The 21080-nt window shown below is 56.8% G+C and carries 12 protein-coding genes and 1 pseudogene; 10 read left to right on the top strand and 3 right to left on the bottom strand.

Annotation, left to right across the window (positions count from 1 at the left end):
* Nucleotides 1-222: 222 nt before the first annotated feature.
* The 6 genes from recC (at nucleotide 223) to ACM110_RS28590 (ending at nucleotide 11928) form a co-directional block, all read left to right on the top strand.
* Nucleotides 223-3675: an exodeoxyribonuclease V subunit gamma gene (gene recC / locus ACM110_RS28615; RefSeq protein WP_416130424.1), complete on the top strand. Its 3453-nt coding sequence runs from the start codon at nucleotides 223-225 to the stop codon at nucleotides 3673-3675.
* Nucleotides 3672-7364, top strand: a complete 3693-nt coding sequence (gene recB, locus ACM110_RS28610) for an exodeoxyribonuclease V subunit beta (protein WP_416130423.1) — start codon at nucleotides 3672-3674, stop codon at nucleotides 7362-7364. The genes recC and recB overlap by 4 nt, the downstream gene beginning before the upstream one ends.
* Nucleotides 7361-9469: an exodeoxyribonuclease V subunit alpha gene (recD, locus tag ACM110_RS28605; RefSeq protein WP_416130422.1), complete on the top strand. Its 2109-nt coding sequence runs from the start codon at nucleotides 7361-7363 to the stop codon at nucleotides 9467-9469. Before recB ends, recD begins: the two co-directional genes overlap by 4 nt.
* A gap of 109 nt (nucleotides 9470-9578) precedes the next feature.
* On the top strand, nucleotides 9579-10154 hold the full coding sequence (locus tag ACM110_RS28600) for a YfiR family protein (RefSeq protein ID WP_416130421.1): 576 nt from the start codon (nucleotides 9579-9581) through the stop codon (nucleotides 10152-10154).
* Nucleotides 10151-11419 (top strand): diguanylate cyclase domain-containing protein, encoded by a 1269-nt coding sequence (locus ACM110_RS28595; RefSeq protein WP_416130420.1) that lies wholly within the window; start codon nucleotides 10151-10153, stop codon nucleotides 11417-11419. Before ACM110_RS28600 ends, ACM110_RS28595 begins: the two co-directional genes overlap by 4 nt.
* A 56-nt stretch (nucleotides 11420-11475) precedes the next feature.
* Complete coding sequence (locus tag ACM110_RS28590; protein WP_416130426.1) at nucleotides 11476-11928, top strand: OmpA family protein; 453 nt, start codon at nucleotides 11476-11478, stop codon at nucleotides 11926-11928.
* Here ACM110_RS28590 and ACM110_RS28585 read toward each other — a convergent pair.
* A pseudogene (locus tag ACM110_RS28585) lies at nucleotides 11925-12059 on the bottom strand (LysR family transcriptional regulator); the annotation flags it as partial. The gene ACM110_RS28590 and the pseudogene ACM110_RS28585 overlap by 4 nt on opposite strands.
* Before the next feature lie 47 nt (nucleotides 12060-12106).
* Here ACM110_RS28585 and ACM110_RS28580 point away from each other — a divergent pair.
* Together ACM110_RS28580 and ACM110_RS28575 are read left to right on the top strand one after the other, a co-directional pair.
* Complete coding sequence (locus tag ACM110_RS28580) at nucleotides 12107-13618, top strand: tyrosine-type recombinase/integrase (protein WP_416130419.1); 1512 nt, start codon at nucleotides 12107-12109, stop codon at nucleotides 13616-13618.
* 1735 nt (nucleotides 13619-15353) lie between these two features.
* Nucleotides 15354-15884 carry a Rha family transcriptional regulator gene (locus tag ACM110_RS28575; RefSeq protein ID WP_416130418.1) on the top strand — a complete coding sequence of 177 codons (531 nt, stop codon included), beginning with the start codon at nucleotides 15354-15356 and terminating at the stop codon, nucleotides 15882-15884.
* A 234-nt stretch (nucleotides 15885-16118) separates the two neighbouring features.
* On the opposite strand, the gene ACM110_RS28570 is transcribed toward ACM110_RS28575, so the two are convergent.
* On the bottom strand, nucleotides 16119-17261 hold the full coding sequence (locus tag ACM110_RS28570) for a hypothetical protein (RefSeq protein ID WP_416130417.1): 1143 nt from the start codon (nucleotides 17259-17261) through the stop codon (nucleotides 16119-16121).
* Nucleotides 17262-17525: 264 nt separating this feature from the next.
* Here ACM110_RS28570 and ACM110_RS28565 point away from each other — a divergent pair, with 264 nt between their 5' ends.
* Nucleotides 17526-18122, top strand: coding sequence for a hypothetical protein (locus ACM110_RS28565; RefSeq protein WP_416130416.1), 597 nt, complete (start codon nucleotides 17526-17528; stop codon nucleotides 18120-18122).
* Between the two features lie 325 nt (nucleotides 18123-18447).
* Here the strand turns inward: ACM110_RS28565 and ACM110_RS28560 are convergent, their stop codons facing one another.
* Nucleotides 18448-19395, bottom strand: coding sequence for a LysR family transcriptional regulator (locus ACM110_RS28560; protein ID WP_416130415.1), 948 nt, complete (start codon nucleotides 19393-19395; stop codon nucleotides 18448-18450).
* A gap of 149 nt (nucleotides 19396-19544) precedes the next feature.
* Here ACM110_RS28560 and ACM110_RS28555 point away from each other — a divergent pair, with 149 nt between their 5' ends.
* On the top strand, nucleotides 19545-21071 hold the full coding sequence (locus tag ACM110_RS28555) for a CoA-acylating methylmalonate-semialdehyde dehydrogenase (RefSeq protein ID WP_338584583.1): 1527 nt from the start codon (nucleotides 19545-19547) through the stop codon (nucleotides 21069-21071).
* Nucleotides 21072-21080 lie beyond the last annotated feature (9 nt).

Raw genomic sequence — 21080 nt, 5'->3', positions numbered from 1 at the left:
AGCAGTGAAACGATGCATCGCCGATGGTAGTGTGGGGTTTCCCCATGTGAGAGTAGGTCATCGTCAAGATTAAATTCCGAAACCCCAATTGCGAAAGCAGTTGGGGTTTTGTTTTGTCCGCAGGAAAGTTCGTACAACAACATCGGACAGGTCCACGCTGTCACAGTCTCCCGACAATGCTAAGGTTTGGCCCTAGCATTTGTATTTTCCAAGGAAGCCTTTATGCCGGACGCGACGTCCCTCAGTGCTGGTTTTATGGTGGTTCACGGCAACCGCCTGGACGAATTGCGCAGCCTGGTGGTCAGCTGGATGCGGCGTTATCCGTTGGCTCCCTTGGAAAATGAAATCGCCCTGGTGCAGAGCAACGGAATAGCCCAATGGCTAAAGTTGGCACTGGCCGAAGACGCTGAAGATGACGACATGGGCGGCTGCGGAATCGCCGCCGCCATCGACGTGCAGCTACCCGGTAGCTTCATGTGGCAGCTTTATCGCATGGTCTTGGGGCGTGATGAAATTCCAGTCAAGTCGCTGCTCGACAAAGCCCCGCTGACCTGGCGTCTGATGCGTCTGCTCCCGCAGTTGATCAATCAACCGCACTTCGAACCGCTACAACGATTTCTTACCAACGACACTGATCTGCGCAAGCGCTATCAATTGGCCGAACGCTTGGCGGACTTGTTCGACCAATATCAGGTGTACCGCGCCGACTGGCTCGAAGACTGGGCGGAAGGTCGTCATCAGTTACGCAATGGCAGAGGTGAAACGAAACCGCTGACCCCGGCCAATTGCTGGCAGGCAGAATTGTGGCGTGCGCTGCTACTGGATGTCGGTGACGAAGGTATGGCGCAGAGCCGTGCCGGTGTCCATCAGCGGTTTATCGAGCGCATCAACAGTCTCGACGTCGCCCCCGATGGATTGCCCTCCCGAGTGATTGTTTTCGGGATTTCCTCCCTGCCCGCTCAAGCTCTGGAAGCCTTGGCCGGGCTGGCTCGATTCAGTCAGGTTCTGCTGTGCGTCCATAACCCGTGTCGTCACCACTGGGCGGACATCGTTGCCGATAAGGACCTGTTGCGGCATCAGTACAAACGACAGGCTCGCAAGAGTGGCATGCCGGTTGTCCTCGATCCGCAAACCCTTCATCAGCACGCGCATCCATTATTGGCGGCATGGGGCAAGCAGGGGCGCGACTACATCAACCTGCTCGACAGCTACGACGATCCCAACAGCTATCGCTCGGCGTTTCGCGACGGTCGCATCGATTTGTTCAGCGACAGCTTGCCTCTGAACATGCTCAACCAGTTGCAGGACGACATCCTTGAATTGCGTCCACTGAACGAGACGCGCGAACGCTGGCCAGCCGTAGATCTTGAGAAAGATGAGTCGATTCGTTTTCACATCGCTCACAGCGCTCAGCGTGAAGTAGAGATCCTTCACGATCAGTTGCTCGCGCGCTTCAGTGCCGATCCACAATTGCGTCCTCGCGATGTGATCGTGATGGTCCCGGATATCGACAGTTATGCACCGCATATTCGGGCGGTGTTCGGTCAACTGGAGCGTCATGATCCGCGCTTCATTCCCTTCACGCTGGCTGACCAAGGCCAGCGCGGGCGCGATCCACTGCTGATCGCTGTCGAGCATCTGCTCAAGCTGCCCGATAGTCGTTTCCCGGTCAGTGAAATCCTCGACCTGCTGGACGTGCCGGCGCTACGTGCCCGTTTTGGTGTCGAGGAGCGTGACCTGCCGACCCTGCACCGCTGGATTGAAGGCGCAGGCATACGCTGGGGTATGAATGCCGAGCAGCGTGCAGGCCTCGGTTTACCTGAAGCGCTGGAGCAAAACAGTTGGCGTTTCGGCCTGCGACGCATGTTGCTGGGTTATGCCGTCGGCAGTGCCAACGCTTGTGCCGGAATCGAGCCTTACGATGAGATCGGTGGTCTCGACGCTGCGCTCATCGGCCCGTTGGTTGCGCTGCTGGATGCGTTGGAAGTTGCCCATAAGGAACTCACGCAGCCGGCGTCGCCACAACAATGGAGCCTGCGCTTGCAGGCATTGGTGTCGTTGTTCTTCCAGGCCAGTAACGAGCACGACGACTTCTTGCTGACTCAACTGGAAGAGCTGCGCGAAGCCTGGCTCGAGAATTGTGAATCGGTAGGCCTGCAAGATGAGCTACCGCTGACTGTCGTCCGTGAAGCGTGGCTTGCCGGTCTCGATCAGGGGCGTTTGTCCCAACGTTTCCTCGCCGGTGCGGTGAATTTCTGCACCTTGATGCCGATGCGAGCGATCCCCTTCAAACTGGTGTGCTTGCTGGGTATGAACGATGGCGACTACCCGCGTGCGCAACCGCCGCTGGACTTCGACCTCATGGGCAGTGACTACCGCCCCGGCGATCGGTCGCGGCGAGAAGATGATCGCTACTTGTTGCTCGAAGCCCTGTTGTCGGCACGGGACCAGCTCTATATCAGCTGGGTTGGCCGCAGCATTCGCGACAATAGCGAGCGCCCTGCGTCGGTACTGATCGGCCAACTCCGTGACCACCTTGCCAGTGGCTGGCGATTGAGCGATGTCGACGAAGACCTGCTTGAAGCCATCACTCAAGAGCATCCGCTGCAACCTTTCAGTGCCCGTTACTTCCATGAAGGCGATGAGTTGTTCAGCTACGCCAATGAATGGCAGGTACTTCACCATGCTACGGCGCAAGCGACGGATGTCGAGATCCTTGATCCTCACGTACAAGAGGAGCCGCTGAGTCTAGGGCAACTCCAGGACTTCTTGCGCAACCCGGTGCGGCATTTTTTCAGTCAGCGCTTGAAGGTGTTTTTCGAGGCCGCCGAAGTGCCTTTGGCGGATGAGGAGCCCTTTGTGCTCGACGCCTTGCAACGCTATAGCCTCAGCGACAGTTTGCTCGAAGCTGCATTGGCTGATCTGGATGACACCGATCACGCGCTTGAAGCGCAGGCCCGGCGTTTGCAAAACAGCGGATTGTTGCCCATGGCCGGATTTGGCGAGTGCCTTCAGCGAGAACTGATCGAGCCGTTGCCGGATCTGCTGCAGCGTTACCAGCAGCTTCTGGCTTTATGGCCAACACCATTGACCAGTGCTCTACCGGTGAGCCTGGAGTTGCATGACCTGCGCCTTGAAGGTTGGCTCAGCGGCCTGCATCAACGGGCTGATGGTGGTTTGCTGTCCGTCACTACGATCCCCAACAGCATCGGTTCGATCAAGTCGCGTAAATGGCATCGCCTGACGCGGCCCTGGGTCAATCATCTGGTCGCGTGTGCCAGCGGTCTGTCGATGACCACGGCGTTGGTGGCCAGTGACGACAGTCTGCTACTCGCTCCAATGGAGGCGGACTCAGCACGACGGATGCTGGGCGACCTGTTGCAAGCCTGGCAATCCGGTATGCGTCAACCACTGCCGATTGCGGTCAAGACAGCCTTCGCCTGGCTCGGTCAAACCGAACCGGTCAAAGCTGAAGCGGCAGCTCGAAAGGCCTATGAGGGCGATGGATTGACCACGGACGGTGAACGACGCGAAAGCGTTGCGCTGGCTCGTCAATTTGCCGATTACGATGCGTTGGTCGCCGACGAGACTTTCGTCGATTGGTGCAATGCGCTCTACCGACCGTTGCTTGAAGCCCCTTGGCGTTCGATGTCCAGCGAGGAGGCGCGCTCATGACCACCAAGACACCGCTTGCCCTTGCATTCCCGCTGCGCGGAAGTCAGTTGATCGAAGCCAGCGCCGGGACCGGCAAGACGTTCACTATTTCCGCGCTGTACCTGCGCCTGGTCCTCGGCCATGGCGGGGAAGACAATGGCTTCGGGCGTGAATTGTTGCCTCCGCAAATCCTGGTCGTGACCTTCACCGATGCCGCCACTAAAGAGCTGCGCGAGCGTATTCGTACCCGCCTGGCTGAGGCCGCCCGTTTTTTCCGCGATGAAACTCCGGCACCCGACGGCCTGATTGCCGAACTGCGTGAACAGTACCTGCCGGAGCAGTGGCCCGGCTGCGCCAATCGCCTGGACATCGCCGCGCAGTGGATGGATGAGGCCGCCGTTTCGACAATTCACAGTTGGTGCCAGCGCATGTTGCGCGAACACGCCTTCGACAGTGGTAGCCTGTTTACCCAGACCCTGGAAACCGATCACAGCGATTTGCTCGGTGAAGTCCTGCGCGACTACTGGCGTCTGTTCTGTTACCCGATGCAGGGCGATGCGCTGAATTGGGTGCGTAGCAACTGGGGTGGCCCGGCGGCGTTGCTGCCGCGTGTTCGCGGACTGTTTGCCAGCGAGCGGGACAACGTTGAAGGCAAAGAACCTGCCGAGCTGATCACCGAGTGTTTGCAGGAACGACGGGTCGCATTGCTGGAACTCAAAATGCCTTGGCGGCAATGGGCTGATGAATTGCTCGCCATCTGCCACGAAGGCGTCACGAGCAAGAGTGTCGACGGTCGCAAGATGCAGGCGCGTTACTTCGAGCCCTGGTTCGAGAAGATCAAAGCCTGGGCAGAAGACGAATCCCTTGAGCAACTGGACATTGGCACCGGCTTCACGCGGCTTACTCCCGACGGAATGGCGGAAGCCTGGAAGAAAGGCCAAGCCCCCAACCATCCGGGGCTGGACGCAATGCCCGCTCTGAAAGCCTGTCTTGATGGTTTGCCGACACCGGACGCCGCCGTGCTGCAACACGCCGCCCATTGGGTCGGCGCACGGTTCGAGGAAGAAAAGCGTCGTCGTGCGGAAATGGGCTTCGACGACATGCTTCTACGCCTCGATGCAGCATTGCAAGCCGATGGTGGCGAGCGCTTGGCGACCTTGATCCGCGAACAGTTTCCGGTGGCGCTGATCGACGAATTCCAGGACACCGATCCGGTGCAGTACCGGATCTTCGAGAGCATCTATCGCATCGAAGACAACAATCCCGAGAGCGGCCTGTTCCTGATCGGTGATCCGAAGCAGGCGATCTACGCCTTCCGCGGTGCCGACATCTATACCTACCTTCGCGCCCGTCAGGCGACTTCTGGCCGCTTGCATACCTTGGGCACCAACTTCCGATCCAGTCACGGCATGGTCAGCGCCGTGAACCATGTGTTTGAACGCGCCGAGACTCGCGAAGCGGGGCGCGGAGCCTTCCTGTTTCGTGAACGCAATGGCGATAACCCGGTACCGTTTTTGCCCGTTGAGTCCCAGGGTCGCAAAGAGGTTCTGCACATCGGCGGTCAGGTCGTGCCCGCGCTCAACATCTGGCATTTGCCTGCCGAGCAGCCATTGTCCGGTGCGGTGTATCGACAACAATTGGCTGCCGCGTGTGCCAGTGAAATCACCGCATTGCTCAATGGTGGGCAACAGGGGCGGGCCGGTTTTGTGCGAGACGGCAAGGATTTCAAAGGGCTGCTTCCTGCGGATATCGCGATTCTTGTTCGCGATGGCAAGGAAGCGCAGGCCGTGCGTGCCGAGCTCTCTGCGCGCGGTGTGCGCAGCGTCTATCTGTCGGACAAGGATTCGGTGTTCGCTGCCCAGGAAGCCCACGATGTACTGACGTGGCTAAAAGCGTGCGCCGAACCGGATGTCGAACGCCCCCTGCGCGCCGCATTGGCCTGCATTACGCTGAATCTTTCGTTGCCGGAACTGGAACGACTCAATCAGGACGAACTGGCCTGGGAAGCACGGGTCATGCAGTTCCGCGGCTATCGCGAGATCTGGCGCAAGCAGGGCGTGCTGCCCATGCTGCGCCGCTTGCTGCATGACTTCCAGTTGCCCCAGGCATTGATCGCGCGCAGCGATGGCGAGCGGGTGTTGACCAACCTTTTGCACCTTTGCGAATTGCTGCAACAGGCCGCCGCCGAGCTTGATGGCGAACAAGCGCTGATCCGTCATTTGTCCGAGCATCTGGCGCTGTCCGGTCAGGCCGGCGAAGAGCAAATCCTGCGTCTGGAAAGTGATGAGCAACTGGTCAAGGTCGTGACCATCCACAAATCAAAAGGGCTTGAGTATCCCTTGGTATTCCTGCCTTTCATTTGCTCGGCGAAACCCGTGGATGGCAGCCGCTTGCCGCTGCATTACCACGACGCCACCGGCAAGGCCCAAGTGACCTTGAGCCCGACCGCCGAGTTGATTGCCCTGGCCGATGATGAGCGACTGGCGGAAGACCTGCGCTTGCTTTATGTAGCCCTGACACGGGCGCAACATGCCTGCTGGCTGGGGGTGACGGACCTCAAACGTGGCAATAACAACAGCTCGGTGCTGCATCTTTCGGCGTTGGGTTATCTATTGGGCGGCGGCGCGGCATTGAGCGAGTCTTCGGGACCCACTTCTTGGCTGCAGGACCTGCAACAGGACTGTCCTGCGCTGGGCTACGGCGAAATGCCTGAAGCTACGGCTGAGCATTACCACCCACCGCAGAACGAAGCGGCATTGCTTGCCCCGTTGATTCCGAAACGCAAGGCCAGTGAAAACTGGTGGATCGCCTCTTACAGCGCCTTGCGCCTGAGCGACAGCCTGAGCATCGGCAGTGATGAGGCGCCCGAGAGTCCGCAGGCACAGAAGCTCTTCGACGATGAACGTCTCGATCCGCAGGCTCCCCGGGAGATGGTTGCCGGCGGCGCGGATATCCATCGATTCCCGCGAGGTCCGAATCCGGGCACTTTCCTCCATGGCTTGCTCGAATGGGCTGGCGATGAAGGTTTCGGCGCCACACCGCAGGCCGTGGAGGACGCCATCGCTCGTCGCTGTAATCGTCGCGGCTGGGAAGGCTGGATAACCACGCTAAGCGACTGGCTGCAGCATTTGCTCAAGTCACCGATGCCTGTTGGTGTCGGGCAACCCCCGGTGATGCTTGAGCAGCTGACCCAATACCAGGTCGAAATGGAGTTCTGGTTCGCCAGCCACAAGGTCGATGTACTCAAGCTCGATGCGCTGGTGTGCCAATACACGCACAACGGTGTGGCCCGGATGGCTGCCGAACCGGTGTTGCTCAACGGAATGTTCAAGGGCTTCATCGACCTGACGTTCGAACACGACGGCCGCTACTACGTCGCCGACTACAAATCCAACTGGCTCGGCATCGACGATCTGGCCTACACCGAGCAAGCCATGGAGCAGTCGATCCTCGACAACCGATACGACTTGCAATACGTGCTGTACCTGTTGGCCCTGCATCGCCAGCTCAAGGCCCGACTTGCCGATTACGATTACGACCGGCATGTCGGCGGCGCGTTGTATCTGTTCCTGCGCGGTACTCGCGCGCCCAGCCAGGGCGTGTATTTCGCCCGTCCGCCGAGAGAGCTGATCGAGCGACTGGATCGGATGTTTCAAGGTAAGGCGGAGCCGAAGGTCGAACCGGCGTGGGAACAGGGAGTATTGCTATGAGCCGCACCTTCGCCGATCTGTTGCCCACGCCGTTGGCCTCTGACAGCCTGGCTGACCTCGCCCCGTTGAATCGCGCCGAGGATTTGCTGCTGTTGCTCACGCGCTGGGTCGAGCGTGGCTGGTTGCGCGCACTGGACAAAGCCTTCGTTGCCTTCCTTCATGAACTGGCGCCGGATGATGATCCGTTGGTGTTGCTGGCGGCGGCGTTGACCAGTCACCAATTGGGCCACGGGCATGTCTGCCTGGACCTGTTCGAGACATTGAAAGAACCGGACTTCGCCCTGTCGCTGCCACCGGAAGGTGATCTGCACAGTGGCGCGATGTTGCTGCCCTCGCAATTGCTTGAGGCGCTGGACGGCGCGCATTGGTGCAAGGTGCTGGCGTCCAGCAATCTGGTCGCCCTGGCGGCTGATGGGCGTGAGGCCGCGCAGCAACGGCCGTTGGTGTTGTCTGGCAAACGGCTGTATTTGCGCCGCTACTGGGCATACGAGCGGCGTATCGATCACTCGCTGCGTCAGCGTCTGGCGGAGCACGAAGCAACACCGGCCGACTTGCTCCAGCGCCTTACTGGTCTGTTCGGTCCGGCCAAACCCGGTGAAGTGATCGACTGGCAGAAACTTGCCTGTGCTCTCGCTACACGTGGCGCTTTCAGTATCGTCACCGGTGGTCCGGGCACCGGCAAGACCACCACGGTCGTGCGTTTGCTGGCGTTGCTCCAGGCACCGGCCGTGGAGGCTGGCAAGCCGCTGCGCATTCGGCTGGCCGCGCCGACCGGTAAAGCCGCAGCGCGCCTGACCGAGTCGATCAGCCAGCAGGTCCAGACGCTGAAAGTCAGCGAAGACATACGCAACAAAATCCCGTCAGACGTCACCACGGTTCACCGCCTGCTTGGCAGCCGTCCCGGTACGCGACATTTCCGGCACCACGCGGGGAATCGCTTGCCGCTGGATGTGCTGGTGGTGGACGAAGCCTCGATGATCGACCTGGAAATGATGGCGAATCTGCTCGACGCGCTTCCACCCCATGCCCGACTGGTGCTGTTGGGGGACAAGGATCAATTGGCATCGGTAGAGGCCGGTGCGGTGCTGGGCGATTTATGTCGCGATGCCGAAGCTGGCTGGTACAGCCCGCAGACACGCCAGTGGCTGGAGGCGGTCAGCGGCGAAAGCCTGGAGACAAGCGGGTTGCAGGAGGACACCCTGGGCACTCATCCACTGGCCCAGCAAGTGGTGATGCTGCGCCACTCGCGCCGGTTTGGCGAAGGCAGCGGCATTGGCCAGTTGGCCCGTTGGGTCAACCAGCAGCAGCCCGAAGAGGCGCGCAAGTTGCTGGCGGCGCGCAGTCACGGCGATGTGTTTTGCCTGTCCCTCAAGAATGAACAGGATCGGGCGCTGGAGCGTTTGTTGCTCGAAGGTCATGGCGATGGACCGCAGGGCTATCGGCATTACTTGAGCCTGCTGCGCAATCAGCGACCAGCGCTCGACAGTCCGCTGGAGGATTCATGCTGGACTGATTGGGCTCGACAAGTCTTGCAAGCCTTCGATGCCTTCCAGCTATTGTGCGCGGTCCGCAAAGGTCCGTGGGGTGTCGAGGGTTTGAATCTGCGAGTGACCGAGGCGTTGCTCAAGGCCCGACTGATCGATAGCGATCAGCAGTGGTACGAGGGACGGCCGGTGCTGATGACGCGCAATGATTACGGCCTGGGTTTGATGAACGGCGATATCGGCATCGCGCTCAAGCTTCCCGAGCGTGATGGACCAGAAGCGGGCAAGCAGGTCCTTCGAGTGGCGTTCCCGCGCAATGACGGGCAGGGCGGGGTGCGTTTTGTTCTGCCCAGCCGACTCAATGATGTCGAAACCGTTTACGCCATGACGGTGCATAAATCCCAAGGTTCGGAATTTGCCCATACTGCGTTGATTCTGCCGGATGCCCTGAACCCCGTACTCACCAAGGAGCTGATCTATACCGGCATCACCCGGGCCAAGGACTGGTTCACCTTGATCGAACCGCGTGCCGGTGTGTTTGAAGAAGCGGTGAGACGCAAGGTCAAACGCTTGAGCGGGTTGATGCTGGAACTAAAAGAGGGCGGCGATACCCTGGAGTGAAATAAGCGCTGGAATCTGTCCGAAGTGCCGTGGTGCGCGGCCTCGCTGGGGTTCCAGCGCTATGCTATCGTTGCGGCATCATTTAGCTACGATCGAAGAGAATCCCTGCATGAAGGTGGCTGTCTGGACGACAGAGCGTGTCATTGGCTGCAAACAAGCATTGCTCGCCGGCCTTCTCTGTTTGTTGTCTGGTGCCGTATGCGCGCAACCACAAACCCCGCCGGGCATGGCCGATCAGCGTGCCAGGTCGGTTACCCAGGTCGTTCTCGGAATTCTCAGTTACGCCCGTTGGCCGGTTGAGCCAGCACAACTTCGCCTGTGTGTGGTCGGCCCCACCGAATACACCGATGATCTGGTCAAAGGCACGATTCAAGCGACGGGCCGGCCCGTGACCGTGCAACGGCTTTTGGCCGACAACCCATCCATCGCCAGTGAATGCGATGCGGTGTACATCGGCAAGTTGACCAGCGAAGAGCGCAGTCAGCTATTCGCCTCGCTGATCGGGCGTCCTGTTCTGAGCATCAGCGAAAGCGACGATCAATGCACCGTAGGCAGTCTGTTTTGTCTGCGAGTTGCGGATGATCAGGTGTCCTTCGAGGTCAATCTCGATTCCGTCGCCCGCAGCGGTGTGCGCATTCATCCGAGCGTGCTGCAATTGTCCCGTCGCAAACCGGCGGCGCCATGAGTTTGTTCAAACCGGGTATTCGTCCGAGCCTGCACTCGGTCATCGGTCGCGGTCATTTGATCGTTGCCCTGGTGGGCGTGGCGATGGCCAGTGTTTCACTGACACTGCTGGGCGTTTTGGCCTTGCGGGTGTATGCCGACCACAACCTGCACCTGATCGCGCGTTCGATCAACTACACCGTGGAAGCGGCCGTGGTGTTCAACGACAAAGCCGCCGCCACCGAAGCGTTGGCATTGATCGCCTCCACTGAGGAAGTGGCTGATGCCCGAGTCCTGGATGCACGGGGCCAGTTGCTGGCGCGCTGGCAGCGACCGGAAACCGGGTTGTTGACCACACTCGAAATGCAACTGGCCAAGGCGTTTCTGGAAAAACCCATCAGCATGCCGATCGTTCATCAGGGCCAGGAAATTGGCAGCATTGAACTCACCGGACATGGCGGCAGCCTGATGCGCTTTTTGCTCAGCGGTCTGGTGGGGATTGTCTTGTGCACGGCAATCAGCGCCTGGGTGGCGCTCTACCTGGCTCGTCGGCAGTTGCACAGGATCACCGGGCCACTGCGCAGCCTGGCTTCGGTGGCTCACGCCGCACGCAGCGAGCGAGCCTTCGACCAACGGGTTCCCGCCGCCGCCATCGCCGAACTCGACAATCTGGGCAACGACTTCAATGCCCTGCTCGATGAACTCGAGTCTTGGCAGACTCACCTGCAAAGCGAAAACGAAACGCTCGCTCACCAGGCCAACCATGACAGCCTCACAGGCTTGCCGAACCGGGCATTTTTCGAAGGTCGTCTGAAGCGTGCGGTGCGCAATGCCCACAAATTGAATGAGCGGGTGGCCGTGTTGTTTCTCGACAGTGACCGGTTCAAGGAAATCAACGACGGCTTTGGCCATGCGGCGGGCGATGCGGTGCTGGTGGCCGTGGCCGATCGGGTCCGGGCACAGCTGCGCGAAGAAGATCTGGTGGCTCGATTGGGCGGTGACGAATTTGCGGTGCTGCTCACGCCTCTACACAAGACCGAAGACGCCGAACGGATTGCCGACAAAATCATTGCCAGCATGGAAGAACCGATTTCATTGCCGGACGATAACCAAGTGTTGACCTCACTCAGTATCGGCATCGCCGTGTTCCCCGATCATGGGGCGACACCGGACGCTCTGCTCAATGCTGCCGATGCGGCCATGTATCAAGCCAAGCGACTTGCCCGAGGCGCACAGCAAACCGCAGGGTCGGAGCACTCTGTCGCCGACGTTCAAATCAGGAGTTGATTTTCGTGTTCTCACTTATTCCACAATCATTGCGACTTTTCACCATCACTCTATTGATGGCCGTGGTGACGTTGTCCGGTTGCCAGTCGGTGCCGCAAAAAGGCCTGACCCCGGCGCAGATTGCCGTATTGAAACAGCAAGGTTTCGAGCTGACTGACGAGGGTTGGGCATTCGGCCTGTCCGGCAAAGTCCTGTTTGGCAGTGACGTCGATAGCTTGAATGCGCAGAGCAGCGAAATCGTCTCGCGCATCGGCAAGTCATTGCTGGGTGTCGGGATCGAGCGCGTTAGAGTCGATGGTCACACCGATGCGTCGGGTAAAGAGTCCTACAACGAACAGCTTTCCCTGCGTCGCGCAAAAAGCGTCGGTACGGTGCTGATCGCTGCCGGCATGAAGCAGGAGAACATCCAGTTACGGGGGCTTGGAAGCAGCGAACCTGTGGCCTCCAATGACACCGCTTCCGGGCGCACTGAAAACCGTCGAGTATCGATTGTGGTGAGCGCCGATTAGTCGGCGAACAGCATTTCCCTGCTGATCCCCATCAACAGCCCCTGATTGCGCTCGGTCACCTCGCGGATGTAATCCCACAACAGGGTGATCCGCTTGAGCTTGCGCAGGTCTTCGCGGCAGTACATCCAGAACTACAAGGCGTAAGGGTTCCACCCAATGATTCCGGGACCCTGACGCCATGATGACCTCTGCAAAGCTCTACCCTGTTACAAGTGCTGTCACAAACTCTGCTGTTCCCTTCAGGCCGACCACAAGGCTCGCTAAGCCCTATCACTACAGGCGCAACGGGATTTACTATCTGCGCCTTAGAGAGACAGGCAGCAGCACGCAGGCCACCTCCGTTTCCCTCAAGACCTCCGACAGAAAGGCCGCTATGGACGCTTCACGACGACTTGCCGAGACCATTAGGTCATTCCACTTGGATCACCCTGAGGCCACTTGGAAAGAGCTTCGTGAGCATTTGCTATGGGTCGCTGAAGGGCTCTTGTCGTGTTCCCATGATGTCCACTCGCTGCGTGACTGGGGCGACCTGTACGAGGACGTTAGGACCAACCTGACAGAGATTGCTGCAACGATGTCCCTCAACGTCGATCAGCATGAGCATGTGACCAAGGCGAGAGATGTGATGGCTGCTGCTCAGGTTCGACTACAGGGCGACTCGGTGCCTCTGGTGAAGATCATTAGGGACCTCGAGGGCAATCCTGAGCCAAAGTTGAAGCAGATGAATGACGTGTCTCTGTCCTTATCTGTAAAGGCTCCAGTACTGACCTTTGAGGCCCTCTCAGTTCTCTATATGGCGGATCGCGCTCAGGACCAGAAGGCATCGACCCTTAAGGAAACCAAGGTGTGTCACGGCACGCTCTCCGCATCTCTGGGGGAGCTGGACCTACGGAACCACTCAAGGGAGGACCTTGTGGCTCTCCGTGATCGCCTCTCTGAGGGGCGTATGCCTTCGACGATAAACAAGCTGATTGTGAAGCTCTCGGCTGTTCTCGCTTGGGCTGTTGAGAATGGACATCTGACTAAGGCATATGACAAGAAGCTGAAGCTCACGAAGGGGCTTGAGTCGACGCGTAAGGCGTTCTCTCAGGTACAAGTGACCAAGGTGATGGAGTACGCGAGTAACCTTCCAGAGACCTTGTGGAAGCGCTGGCTGCTAAGTCTGGGTGTTATCACTGGTGGACGCCTCAACGAGATCTCTCAGTTGACTACGAGTGATATCCAGACCCTTGAATCAGGTGTCACGGTCATCCACATCAACGAGGTTGGTGAGGGCAAGTCCATTAAGAACAAACGTAGCGAGCGACTGGTGCCGTTGACTGACGGTGCCTACGGGTTCGATCTTGCGGCATTCTTGCGGTACGTCGAGGCGTGCAAGATCTCTGGGTCAGAAGCATTGGCTCAGATTGGCTACAAGACAGCCGGGTGGTGGGCAAACCAACAGGCCATTCCGGAAGCTCTGGGAGACACGTTCACGAAGGGGCTGACGTTCCACTCATTACGCCACTCGTTGGCTTCCCTCATGCAGGCCAAGGGGGTTCCTACAACTCACGCTCAGGCTGTCATGGGACATGCTTCAGGAACCATTACGTTTGATACATACGGCTCTGGCGTTCCCGTTGAGGTGATCGCTGAGATGCTTCGTGGTTTACTTGGTGGAAGCTCTCACATGGAGGTGTCAATCGGATGATTACGCTTCGGAAAGCTCTGGCAGTTTCAACAGTACTTTTATTGGTCGGCCTTGTTGGGAGCCTTTTGGTCTATGTGGGTCTATCTGTTTTGCAAAGTTTTGATGGATGGGCAATCCCCTCCTATTACCTCAAGCAGAACTTGAACAGGGCGATTGGTTACTGTGCAATTGCGGCGTTACCTGGCCTGATAGGTCTGACACTCACCGGCTGCTGTTATGTTGTGCAAACGATTAGTCTGCCGGAGCGCCGATAGTTAGCGACCCCACCGGCATCGAATTTGATGTCCTTGTGGGGCGCCCTGAACACGATCTGATCTTCGCAGATAAGGGCTGACTTGAAGGCCATTTCTGGCTCTGTGATGTCGTACAGACAATCTAAGTAAGCTAAGCTGGAATAGCGTCTGTCTGGGGATACTATTGGAAAAATACTTCGATTAGTGTCCCCACGGACTCCCTTGGGAGAACGATGTGCTCAACCCTTGCCATGCTCACGCTGGCGCAGGCGTATCAGATGCTCCTCGGTGGCAACGCCCCACAATTCTACCCTTTCTGCAAATGTGGGGACCGAAGAGGTCCTCCCGGCGATCCGCAAGACTGAATATTTGGCGCTGCAAAGTCTGACTATCCGTTGGTCCAAGTGGGTATGGATGAATTGAAGGCATAGCTGTGTCGATTCTGTGGAGTTGGTACGGGCTTGGCCCTGCGGATTTCAAGCATAAGCGTGTTTTTGATGAACTGAGTGCTCGAAACGCCTCCTCTACAGCCCTTATAAACCGTGGCATGTAAAAACCCTCACTACAAGGGAGGACACATCCTGTGTTCCCGGCACCTGAGGGCTCCACCATTGACCATCGTTTTAGATCAATTCCGTAGCACGGCCTCCAGCATTCGAGGCAGACCACCGAAGTCCATAGCGAATCCCTTCTTTTCCTACATTGGTTGCACTACCCGTTATGGTCGTTATCCTGCGTTCGCCTTGGACATAGTTGAGGGTGTCGCACGACTGGACTGGCATGACCGGTCGACTGGATCGGGTGGTAAATCCATGCCGTTGTCTGTTCGGAACATCGCGACCATCCTTGTTGGGCTCGAAAGGGTCACAGCGGAATCGGTTGGGGACGTTCTACGGATAGCAGAGAGGCACGCCCAAAGATACGTCAAGGCCATCGAACTGATTGTTCCGTACATGATGAAGTCAAGACCCAAGTCACTTGTTCATGAGATGAACGGCACGCATCAAGTTGGGAGCCACGAATGGGAAGACGTTGACGAACTGACGAAGCCAAGTCCTGTTGAGCTTGCCAAATTGCATCATGACCTTCGGACGTTTGGCACCATTTGAATTACCGCCGCATGTATAAGAATAACCCTAAGGGCACCTCGGGGACCCATACGTGGACTCTGGATATTGTTCTTGTCATCCACTCCCCTCGCTTTTCCTTTATGAAGCCTTTGAGTAGGGGACTGGTCTTCCGACCCAGATTCCCATTCCTTTAAGGGTCGTAAAGTTCCGAGGTCCTCGTTGAGTACGCAACGCCGTCTCTTCGACATTTGGACTCGGAATTAAAAACCCTCACCAACACTGAGAGACACTTCTCGTTGCCAAGGCCAGTCGCATGGTTATCACCGAAGTTCGTTTAGTTTGCTTCCTTGCTGCTGCTTGATAGCCCCCATCGTGGGTCTTCGGGTCGGACTGTGGGTGCGAACAAGGCGGCAAATTAAAAGGAAATACGATATGAACAACAGCACCACAACCATATTCGAGAACATCTCCAAGGTCGGAGTGATTACCCCAACGACCCTCAACGGTCTGCCCGGTATGTCGTCCTTGGAGATAGCTAAGATCACTGGGAAAAATCATAAGCACGTTCTGCGGGACATCTCCAAGATGCTCAAAGCTCTGGAGTTTCGCAGTCCAGATTTGGGCCGCCAGTTTGTTCAGACCAATTATCAAGATGTTCGAGGTAAGTTCCAGCCGATGGGGGTCCTCGATAAAGAGTTGACCTTCACGCTGCTGTCTCATTACTCGTTCGATTTGTCCAACCTGATCGTCAAGCGATGGCTCGAACTTGAAGGCTCTAACTTCACTCGTGTCTCCGTACAAGAAGCTGTGGTCCAACTGGTCGAGCGCGAAAAGGACAACCGTCAAGCTGCTTTGCGCCTGCTCAAGAAGAGGCCTCGACGTTCTCTGAGTCCTGCTCAACAAGAACAACAACGCTTATTTCGTGTCGCTCAGCGTATTGATAGAGAACGAGGTATTTTCTGAGATGAGCTACCTCGTCCTCATCAATAGCCTGTGCCCGACCCCAGCTTCAGGCATGTAACTGATAACCTATGCATCGGCTACGCGGTGGAAGACCTGTGTCCCACCCTGTCACCTATCGATTCCTTAGCCTAATCCTTGTAATCCTTGGAGTTGCTCAAGGAGCCCGTTTGTCGAAGGCCTTGGCTAACGTCTGCATTTCTACTTTGTTGCTTATTGAATTTGTTTTCATAACTACTAAAAATCAAAATCCTGTTGTTTGTCAGCTTCAAAGAGATCATTCAGTGCGTTAAACATTTCAGCGCAAGTTAATAAGTCATGAAAAGTTTTTTGGTTGGCCTTGTTATTCGCTGAAAGCTCCAATGTCCATTCAACTTCCTGTACGCCTATTTTGACCAAGTGCGAAAGTCTGCTGTAGTCACGAAGTTTCAAAACTTCCTCTCGGCTACTAAATGCGCGTGCCAGATTTTTGTAAGTCATGGGCAATACCCAGTTACCACTTGCATCTCGCATTGAATCGATATGAAATAGCAGATACTCCAAAGAGCTCAAGCCTTCAATGCTTTTCAAAGCCTTTATTGGTATGTCTTTCCACGGGCGCGAGAAACACTCGATCAGAGCCTCCCTGACATATCGTGGAGTACCCTTCATAAAGCCTTTAAAGGGGGCGTTCCCGCTGTAGTGTAGGAATGAGTCGAAGATTAAACTGCATTTACTACAGAACTCATTGATGGAGTAAATATTAATCCCCGTGTTTTTGCCATCGACTAATATGTCTCCGTCGGAGTCTTCACCTGTCCACTCAATTTGCAAATGGTCTTTCACAATAATTAAATCAAAGGCAAACTGCCGCGCCGACACACCATCCCACACTGCTTTGTCCAGATCTGTTTCGACTTTTTCGAGCAGGCTGCCGAGATCGCCAAGTAGGTTGTGTGATTCATCCGACCTATCTGGCTTTACCGTTAAAAATATTTTAGTAGGTGAATTATTTGGAAATAGCGAGTTATAAAGGCGATCAGGGTTGCTGAATCGAATCTGGTTGTTACAGACAATTTGCAGCTCGCTGAGTCGCTCGATGAAGAGCTTACGGTGATTGATGTATTGGTCAAAAGATAAAGCCTGCTTCTGCCACTCAATGAAATCCTGCTGATTCTTGTTCTGAGCGTTTAAAAACAAGAGAGTTGCGATAGTCGCAATCACGCCCCCTAACGTGAAAAAACCACTCAGCAGCGATCCAAAGCTACTCCATGCCGTATGGTCATCCGAGATCTTTGGGAGGTAATGAGCATAGGTGCCAAAAATGGCGAGACCTAAGAGAGTCAGTATGATGGCTAAGACAATCCATATTTTGTTAACCGACTTTGTGCCTTCGAGCATTGCGGGGACTCCCTTCCTGTGTCGAATAGGGATCGTACTCGGCCCTTTCAGCCACCGCAGCCACTTTTAGGTTTCTGTGAGAATCTGGCAGTAAATCTGAGTAAACACCTCACTACGCATACGTGCGCAGATTCCCCGATAGGTCTCCGTGTCTGAACCTTTTACCTGATGAAAGCGCAAGTCACTTTGAACAGATCTACAAGAGCACAGCGAGACGACCATAAGGTGGATTGGGGCTTTCTTACAACGCGTAATGGCTGATTCATGCTTGACTGCCGTGTGCGGGAAGAAGGATCGTTCCGCCTATCAATGGAGGAGAAGTTTATGTGGCTTTGCGAAGGATCGAAGATTGACTGGACCGCAGTCGCCGCCGTCATTGCACTGATGGTCTGGCTTTATGACAAATTTCAAAGGGGCCGCGAACGGACTGCAAGCGCCCAGCTTTTAGCGCAGATCATGGCTACCCCTGTCGGTGCAGCTCAAATCGAGATTGCCAAACTCAGATGTACAGTTGTTCGTTCTAATGGAGACCAGTCATATCTGCTGAGCTTGTTCAACACTCAAGAAGCCCGAAAAGATCTCGCTTCCAAAGCTTTACTGGTCATGATTGATTTGCCATCACAGTTTTTAGACAAGGCAGATCTTTTTAGCTCGGCCGTAAATAGCAGCCTTGCCAACGCATTCTCCCAAGTTAGCCGCTTGAAAAGCATGTCGCGTTTACTGGGAGACCTCTCAGATTCAGCTCATGAAGAAGAAATTAACGAGCACGTCATGGCAGTGCTGAAGCAGATCCAAGAGGCGGAAAAGGTTATTGGGGAGGCATTTCAAATTCTTCTGAATGCGGGTAAAACCTCAGCATGACCTAATGCCTCCTGTATTGAGAGACGGGAATTGGCCATGTGACTGTCCATGTAGTGGTCTGGTTATGGTCGCGTAGGGAGTCCTGATGGAAATTTGACACAAATCTCTGAGGCATCACCTCATTGTTTAACACCGTGCAGGTTCCCCCATGTGCCCTCGCGCAGGTGTTCACGCCAATGCCAGCATGGGGTCCTTATCGCGCCCACATGCGCCACTGTAAGAACCCTTTCGACTGTCACAAGTGGTGTCACAACCCCTGTCACAAGTCGTTGCCAAGAGCCTGATGAGGTCGTTAGGATGGGTCTCCCTTACTCCTTGTAGATTCTCAGTCTGCGAACAGTAGGACATGTGTTTCGCCCAGCAACAACGGGCGGTTCAGCTCTGTGACTTCCCTGATGTAATCCCATAACAGGGTGATTCGCTTGAGCTTGCGCAGGTCCTCGCGGCAGTACATCCAGAACTGTCGGGTGATGTTGATTTCTTGCGGCAATACGGGCAGCAAGCGCGGATCCTGGGCGGCGAGGAAGCAGGGCAGGATCGCCAGGGATCGCCCTTGTTGCGCCGCTACGAACTGCGCGATCACGCTGGTGCTGCGCAAATTGGCGCTGGCGCCGGGGAGCACGTTTGCCAGGTACAGCAGCTCCGAGCTGAATGCCAGGTCGTCGACATAACTGATAAATGAATGTTTACCCAGGTCTGCCGGGCGGCGGATGGCCGGGTGTTTGTCCAGATATTCCTGGGTTGCGTAGAGCTGCAAACGGTAATCACAGAGTTTGCAGCAGACGTACGGCCCATGTTCCGGACGTTCCAGAGCGATGACGATATCGGCCTCGCGCTTGGACAGGCTGATGAAGTGCGGCAGCGGCAGGATGTCCACCGAGATCGCCGGGTAGGCGTCGACGAAGTGGCTCAGCTGAGGGGTGATGAAAAAGCTGCCGAAACCTTCGGTGCAGCCCATGCGCACATGCCCGGACAACGCCACGCCGGAGCCCGAAACCTGTTCGCAGGCCATGTGCAGCGTGCTCTCGATCGACTCGGCATAACCGAGCAGGCGCTGGCCTTCGGCGGTCAGGACGAAGCCGCTGGTCCGGGATTTTTCGAACAGCAAGGTGCCCAACGAAGCTTCCAGTGAACTGATGCGTCGCGACACGGTGGTGTAGTCGACCGCCAGGCGCTTGGCGGCGGTGCTGGCCTTGCGGGTCCGGGCGACTTCAAGGAAAAACTTGAGGTCATCCCAGTTCAGCGAACCTAAAGACGTAATGTTTTTTTGCATGATGGACCGGCTTTTATGTGCGTTCTTATTAGAAGTTTGCACATCTATACTCCAAAAACAGCCCGACAACCAATTCGCGGCACACGCCTCATCGCAAGGCGACTTTCTCGCCTTGGCTCTCTAGATAACAACAAGTCCAGGAGACCCACATGAACGCATCGCTCACGCCTAACGAAACCACCGTGCAAAAGGTCAAGCTGTTGATCGACGGCCAGTGGGTCGAATCCAAGTCCACCGAGTGGCACGACATCATCAACCCGGCCACTCAGCAAGTGCTGGCCAAGGTGCCATTCGCCACCGCCGAAGAAGTCGACGCGGCAATCAGCGCAGCCCATCGTGCCTTTCAGACCTGGAAGCTGACCCCGATCGGCGCGCGCATGCGCATCATGCTCAAGCTCCAGGCGCTGATTCGTGAACACTCCAAGCGTATCGCCGTAGTCCTGAGCGCCGAGCAGGGCAAAACCATTGCCGACGCCGAGGGCGATATTTTCCGTGGCCTGGAAGTGGTCGAGCACGCCTGCTCCATTGGCAGCCTGCAAATGGGCGAATTCGCTGAAAACGTCGCGGGCGGTGTCGACACTTACACCCTGCGTCAGCCAATCGGCGTGTGCGCCGGCATCACCCCGTTCAACTTCCCGGCGATGATTCCGCTGTGGATGTTCCCGATGGCCATCGCCTGCGGCAACACCTTCGTGCTCAAGCCGTCCGAACAGGACCCGATGTCGACCATGCTGCTGGTAGAACTGGCTATCGAAGCCGGCATCCCGGCCGGTGTGCTGAACGTCGTGCATGGCGGCAAGGACGTGGTGGACGGTCTCTGCACACACAAAGACATCAAGGCGGTTTCCTTCGTCGGTTCGACCGCGGTCGGTACGCATGTCTATGACCTGGCCGGCAAGCACGGCAAGCGCGTGCAATCGATGATGGGCGCGAAGAACCACGCCGTGGTGCTGCCGGACGCCAACCGCGAACAAGCGCTGAATGCCCTGGTCGGTGCCGGTTTCGGTGCCGCCGGTCAACGCTGCATGGCCACCTCGGTGGTGGTGCTGGTGGGCGCGGCCAAGCAATGGCTGCCGGACCTGAAAGCGCTGGCACAGAAACTCACCGTGAATGCCGGCAGCGAGCCGGGCACCGATGTCGGCCCGGTGATCTCGAAAAAGGCCAAGGCGCGGATTCTCGACCTGATCGAGAGCGGCATCAAGGAAGGCGCCAAGCTGGAACTGGATGGTCGCGAGATTTCGGTTCCTGGCTACGAGAAGGGCAATTTCGTCGGCCCGACTTTGTTCTCCGGTGTGACCACCGACATGCAGATCTACACCCAGGAAATCTTCGGCCCGGTGCTGGTGGTGCTGGAAGTTGCCACGCTCGATGAAGCCATTGCCCTGGTCAACGCCAACCCGTTCGGCAACGGCACGGGCCTGTTCACCCAGAGTGGTGCGGCAGCGCGTAAATTCCAGACCGAGATTGACGTCGGTCAGGTCGGCATCAACATCCCGATTCCAGTGCCGGTCCCGTTCTTCAGCTTTACCGGTTCCCGTGGCTCGAAGCTCGGCGACCTCGGTCCTTATGGCAAGCAAGTGGTGCAGTTCTACACTCAGACCAAGACCGTCACCAGCCGCTGGTTCGATGATGACAGCGTCAACGACGGTGTGAACACCACCATCAATCTGCGTTAAGGAGCCGGA

This window comes from Pseudomonas sp. NFX98 (genome assembly GCF_047784845.1).
Taxonomy (GTDB): Bacteria; Pseudomonadota; Gammaproteobacteria; order Pseudomonadales; family Pseudomonadaceae; genus Aquipseudomonas.
This window is presented reverse-complemented; position numbering and strand designations above follow the sequence as displayed.

Coding starts and splice junctions, on each gene's coding strand:
- recC (WP_416130424.1), top strand. CDS start 223: ATGCCGGACGCGACGTCCCTCAGTGCTGGTTTTATGGTGGTTCACGGC.
- recB (WP_416130423.1), top strand. CDS start 3,672: ATGACCACCAAGACACCGCTTGCCCTTGCATTCCCGCTGCGCGGAAGT.
- recD (WP_416130422.1), top strand. CDS start 7,361: ATGAGCCGCACCTTCGCCGATCTGTTGCCCACGCCGTTGGCCTCTGAC.
- ACM110_RS28600 (WP_416130421.1), top strand. CDS start 9,579: ATGAAGGTGGCTGTCTGGACGACAGAGCGTGTCATTGGCTGCAAACAA.
- ACM110_RS28595 (WP_416130420.1), top strand. CDS start 10,151: ATGAGTTTGTTCAAACCGGGTATTCGTCCGAGCCTGCACTCGGTCATC.
- ACM110_RS28590 (WP_416130426.1), top strand. CDS start 11,476: ATGGCCGTGGTGACGTTGTCCGGTTGCCAGTCGGTGCCGCAAAAAGGC.
- ACM110_RS28580 (WP_416130419.1), top strand. CDS start 12,107: ATGATGACCTCTGCAAAGCTCTACCCTGTTACAAGTGCTGTCACAAAC.
- ACM110_RS28575 (WP_416130418.1), top strand. CDS start 15,354: ATGAACAACAGCACCACAACCATATTCGAGAACATCTCCAAGGTCGGA.
- ACM110_RS28570 (WP_416130417.1), bottom strand. CDS start 17,261: ATGCTCGAAGGCACAAAGTCGGTTAACAAAATATGGATTGTCTTAGCC.
- ACM110_RS28565 (WP_416130416.1), top strand. CDS start 17,526: ATGCTTGACTGCCGTGTGCGGGAAGAAGGATCGTTCCGCCTATCAATG.
- ACM110_RS28560 (WP_416130415.1), bottom strand. CDS start 19,395: ATGCAAAAAAACATTACGTCTTTAGGTTCGCTGAACTGGGATGACCTC.
- ACM110_RS28555 (WP_338584583.1), top strand. CDS start 19,545: ATGAACGCATCGCTCACGCCTAACGAAACCACCGTGCAAAAGGTCAAG.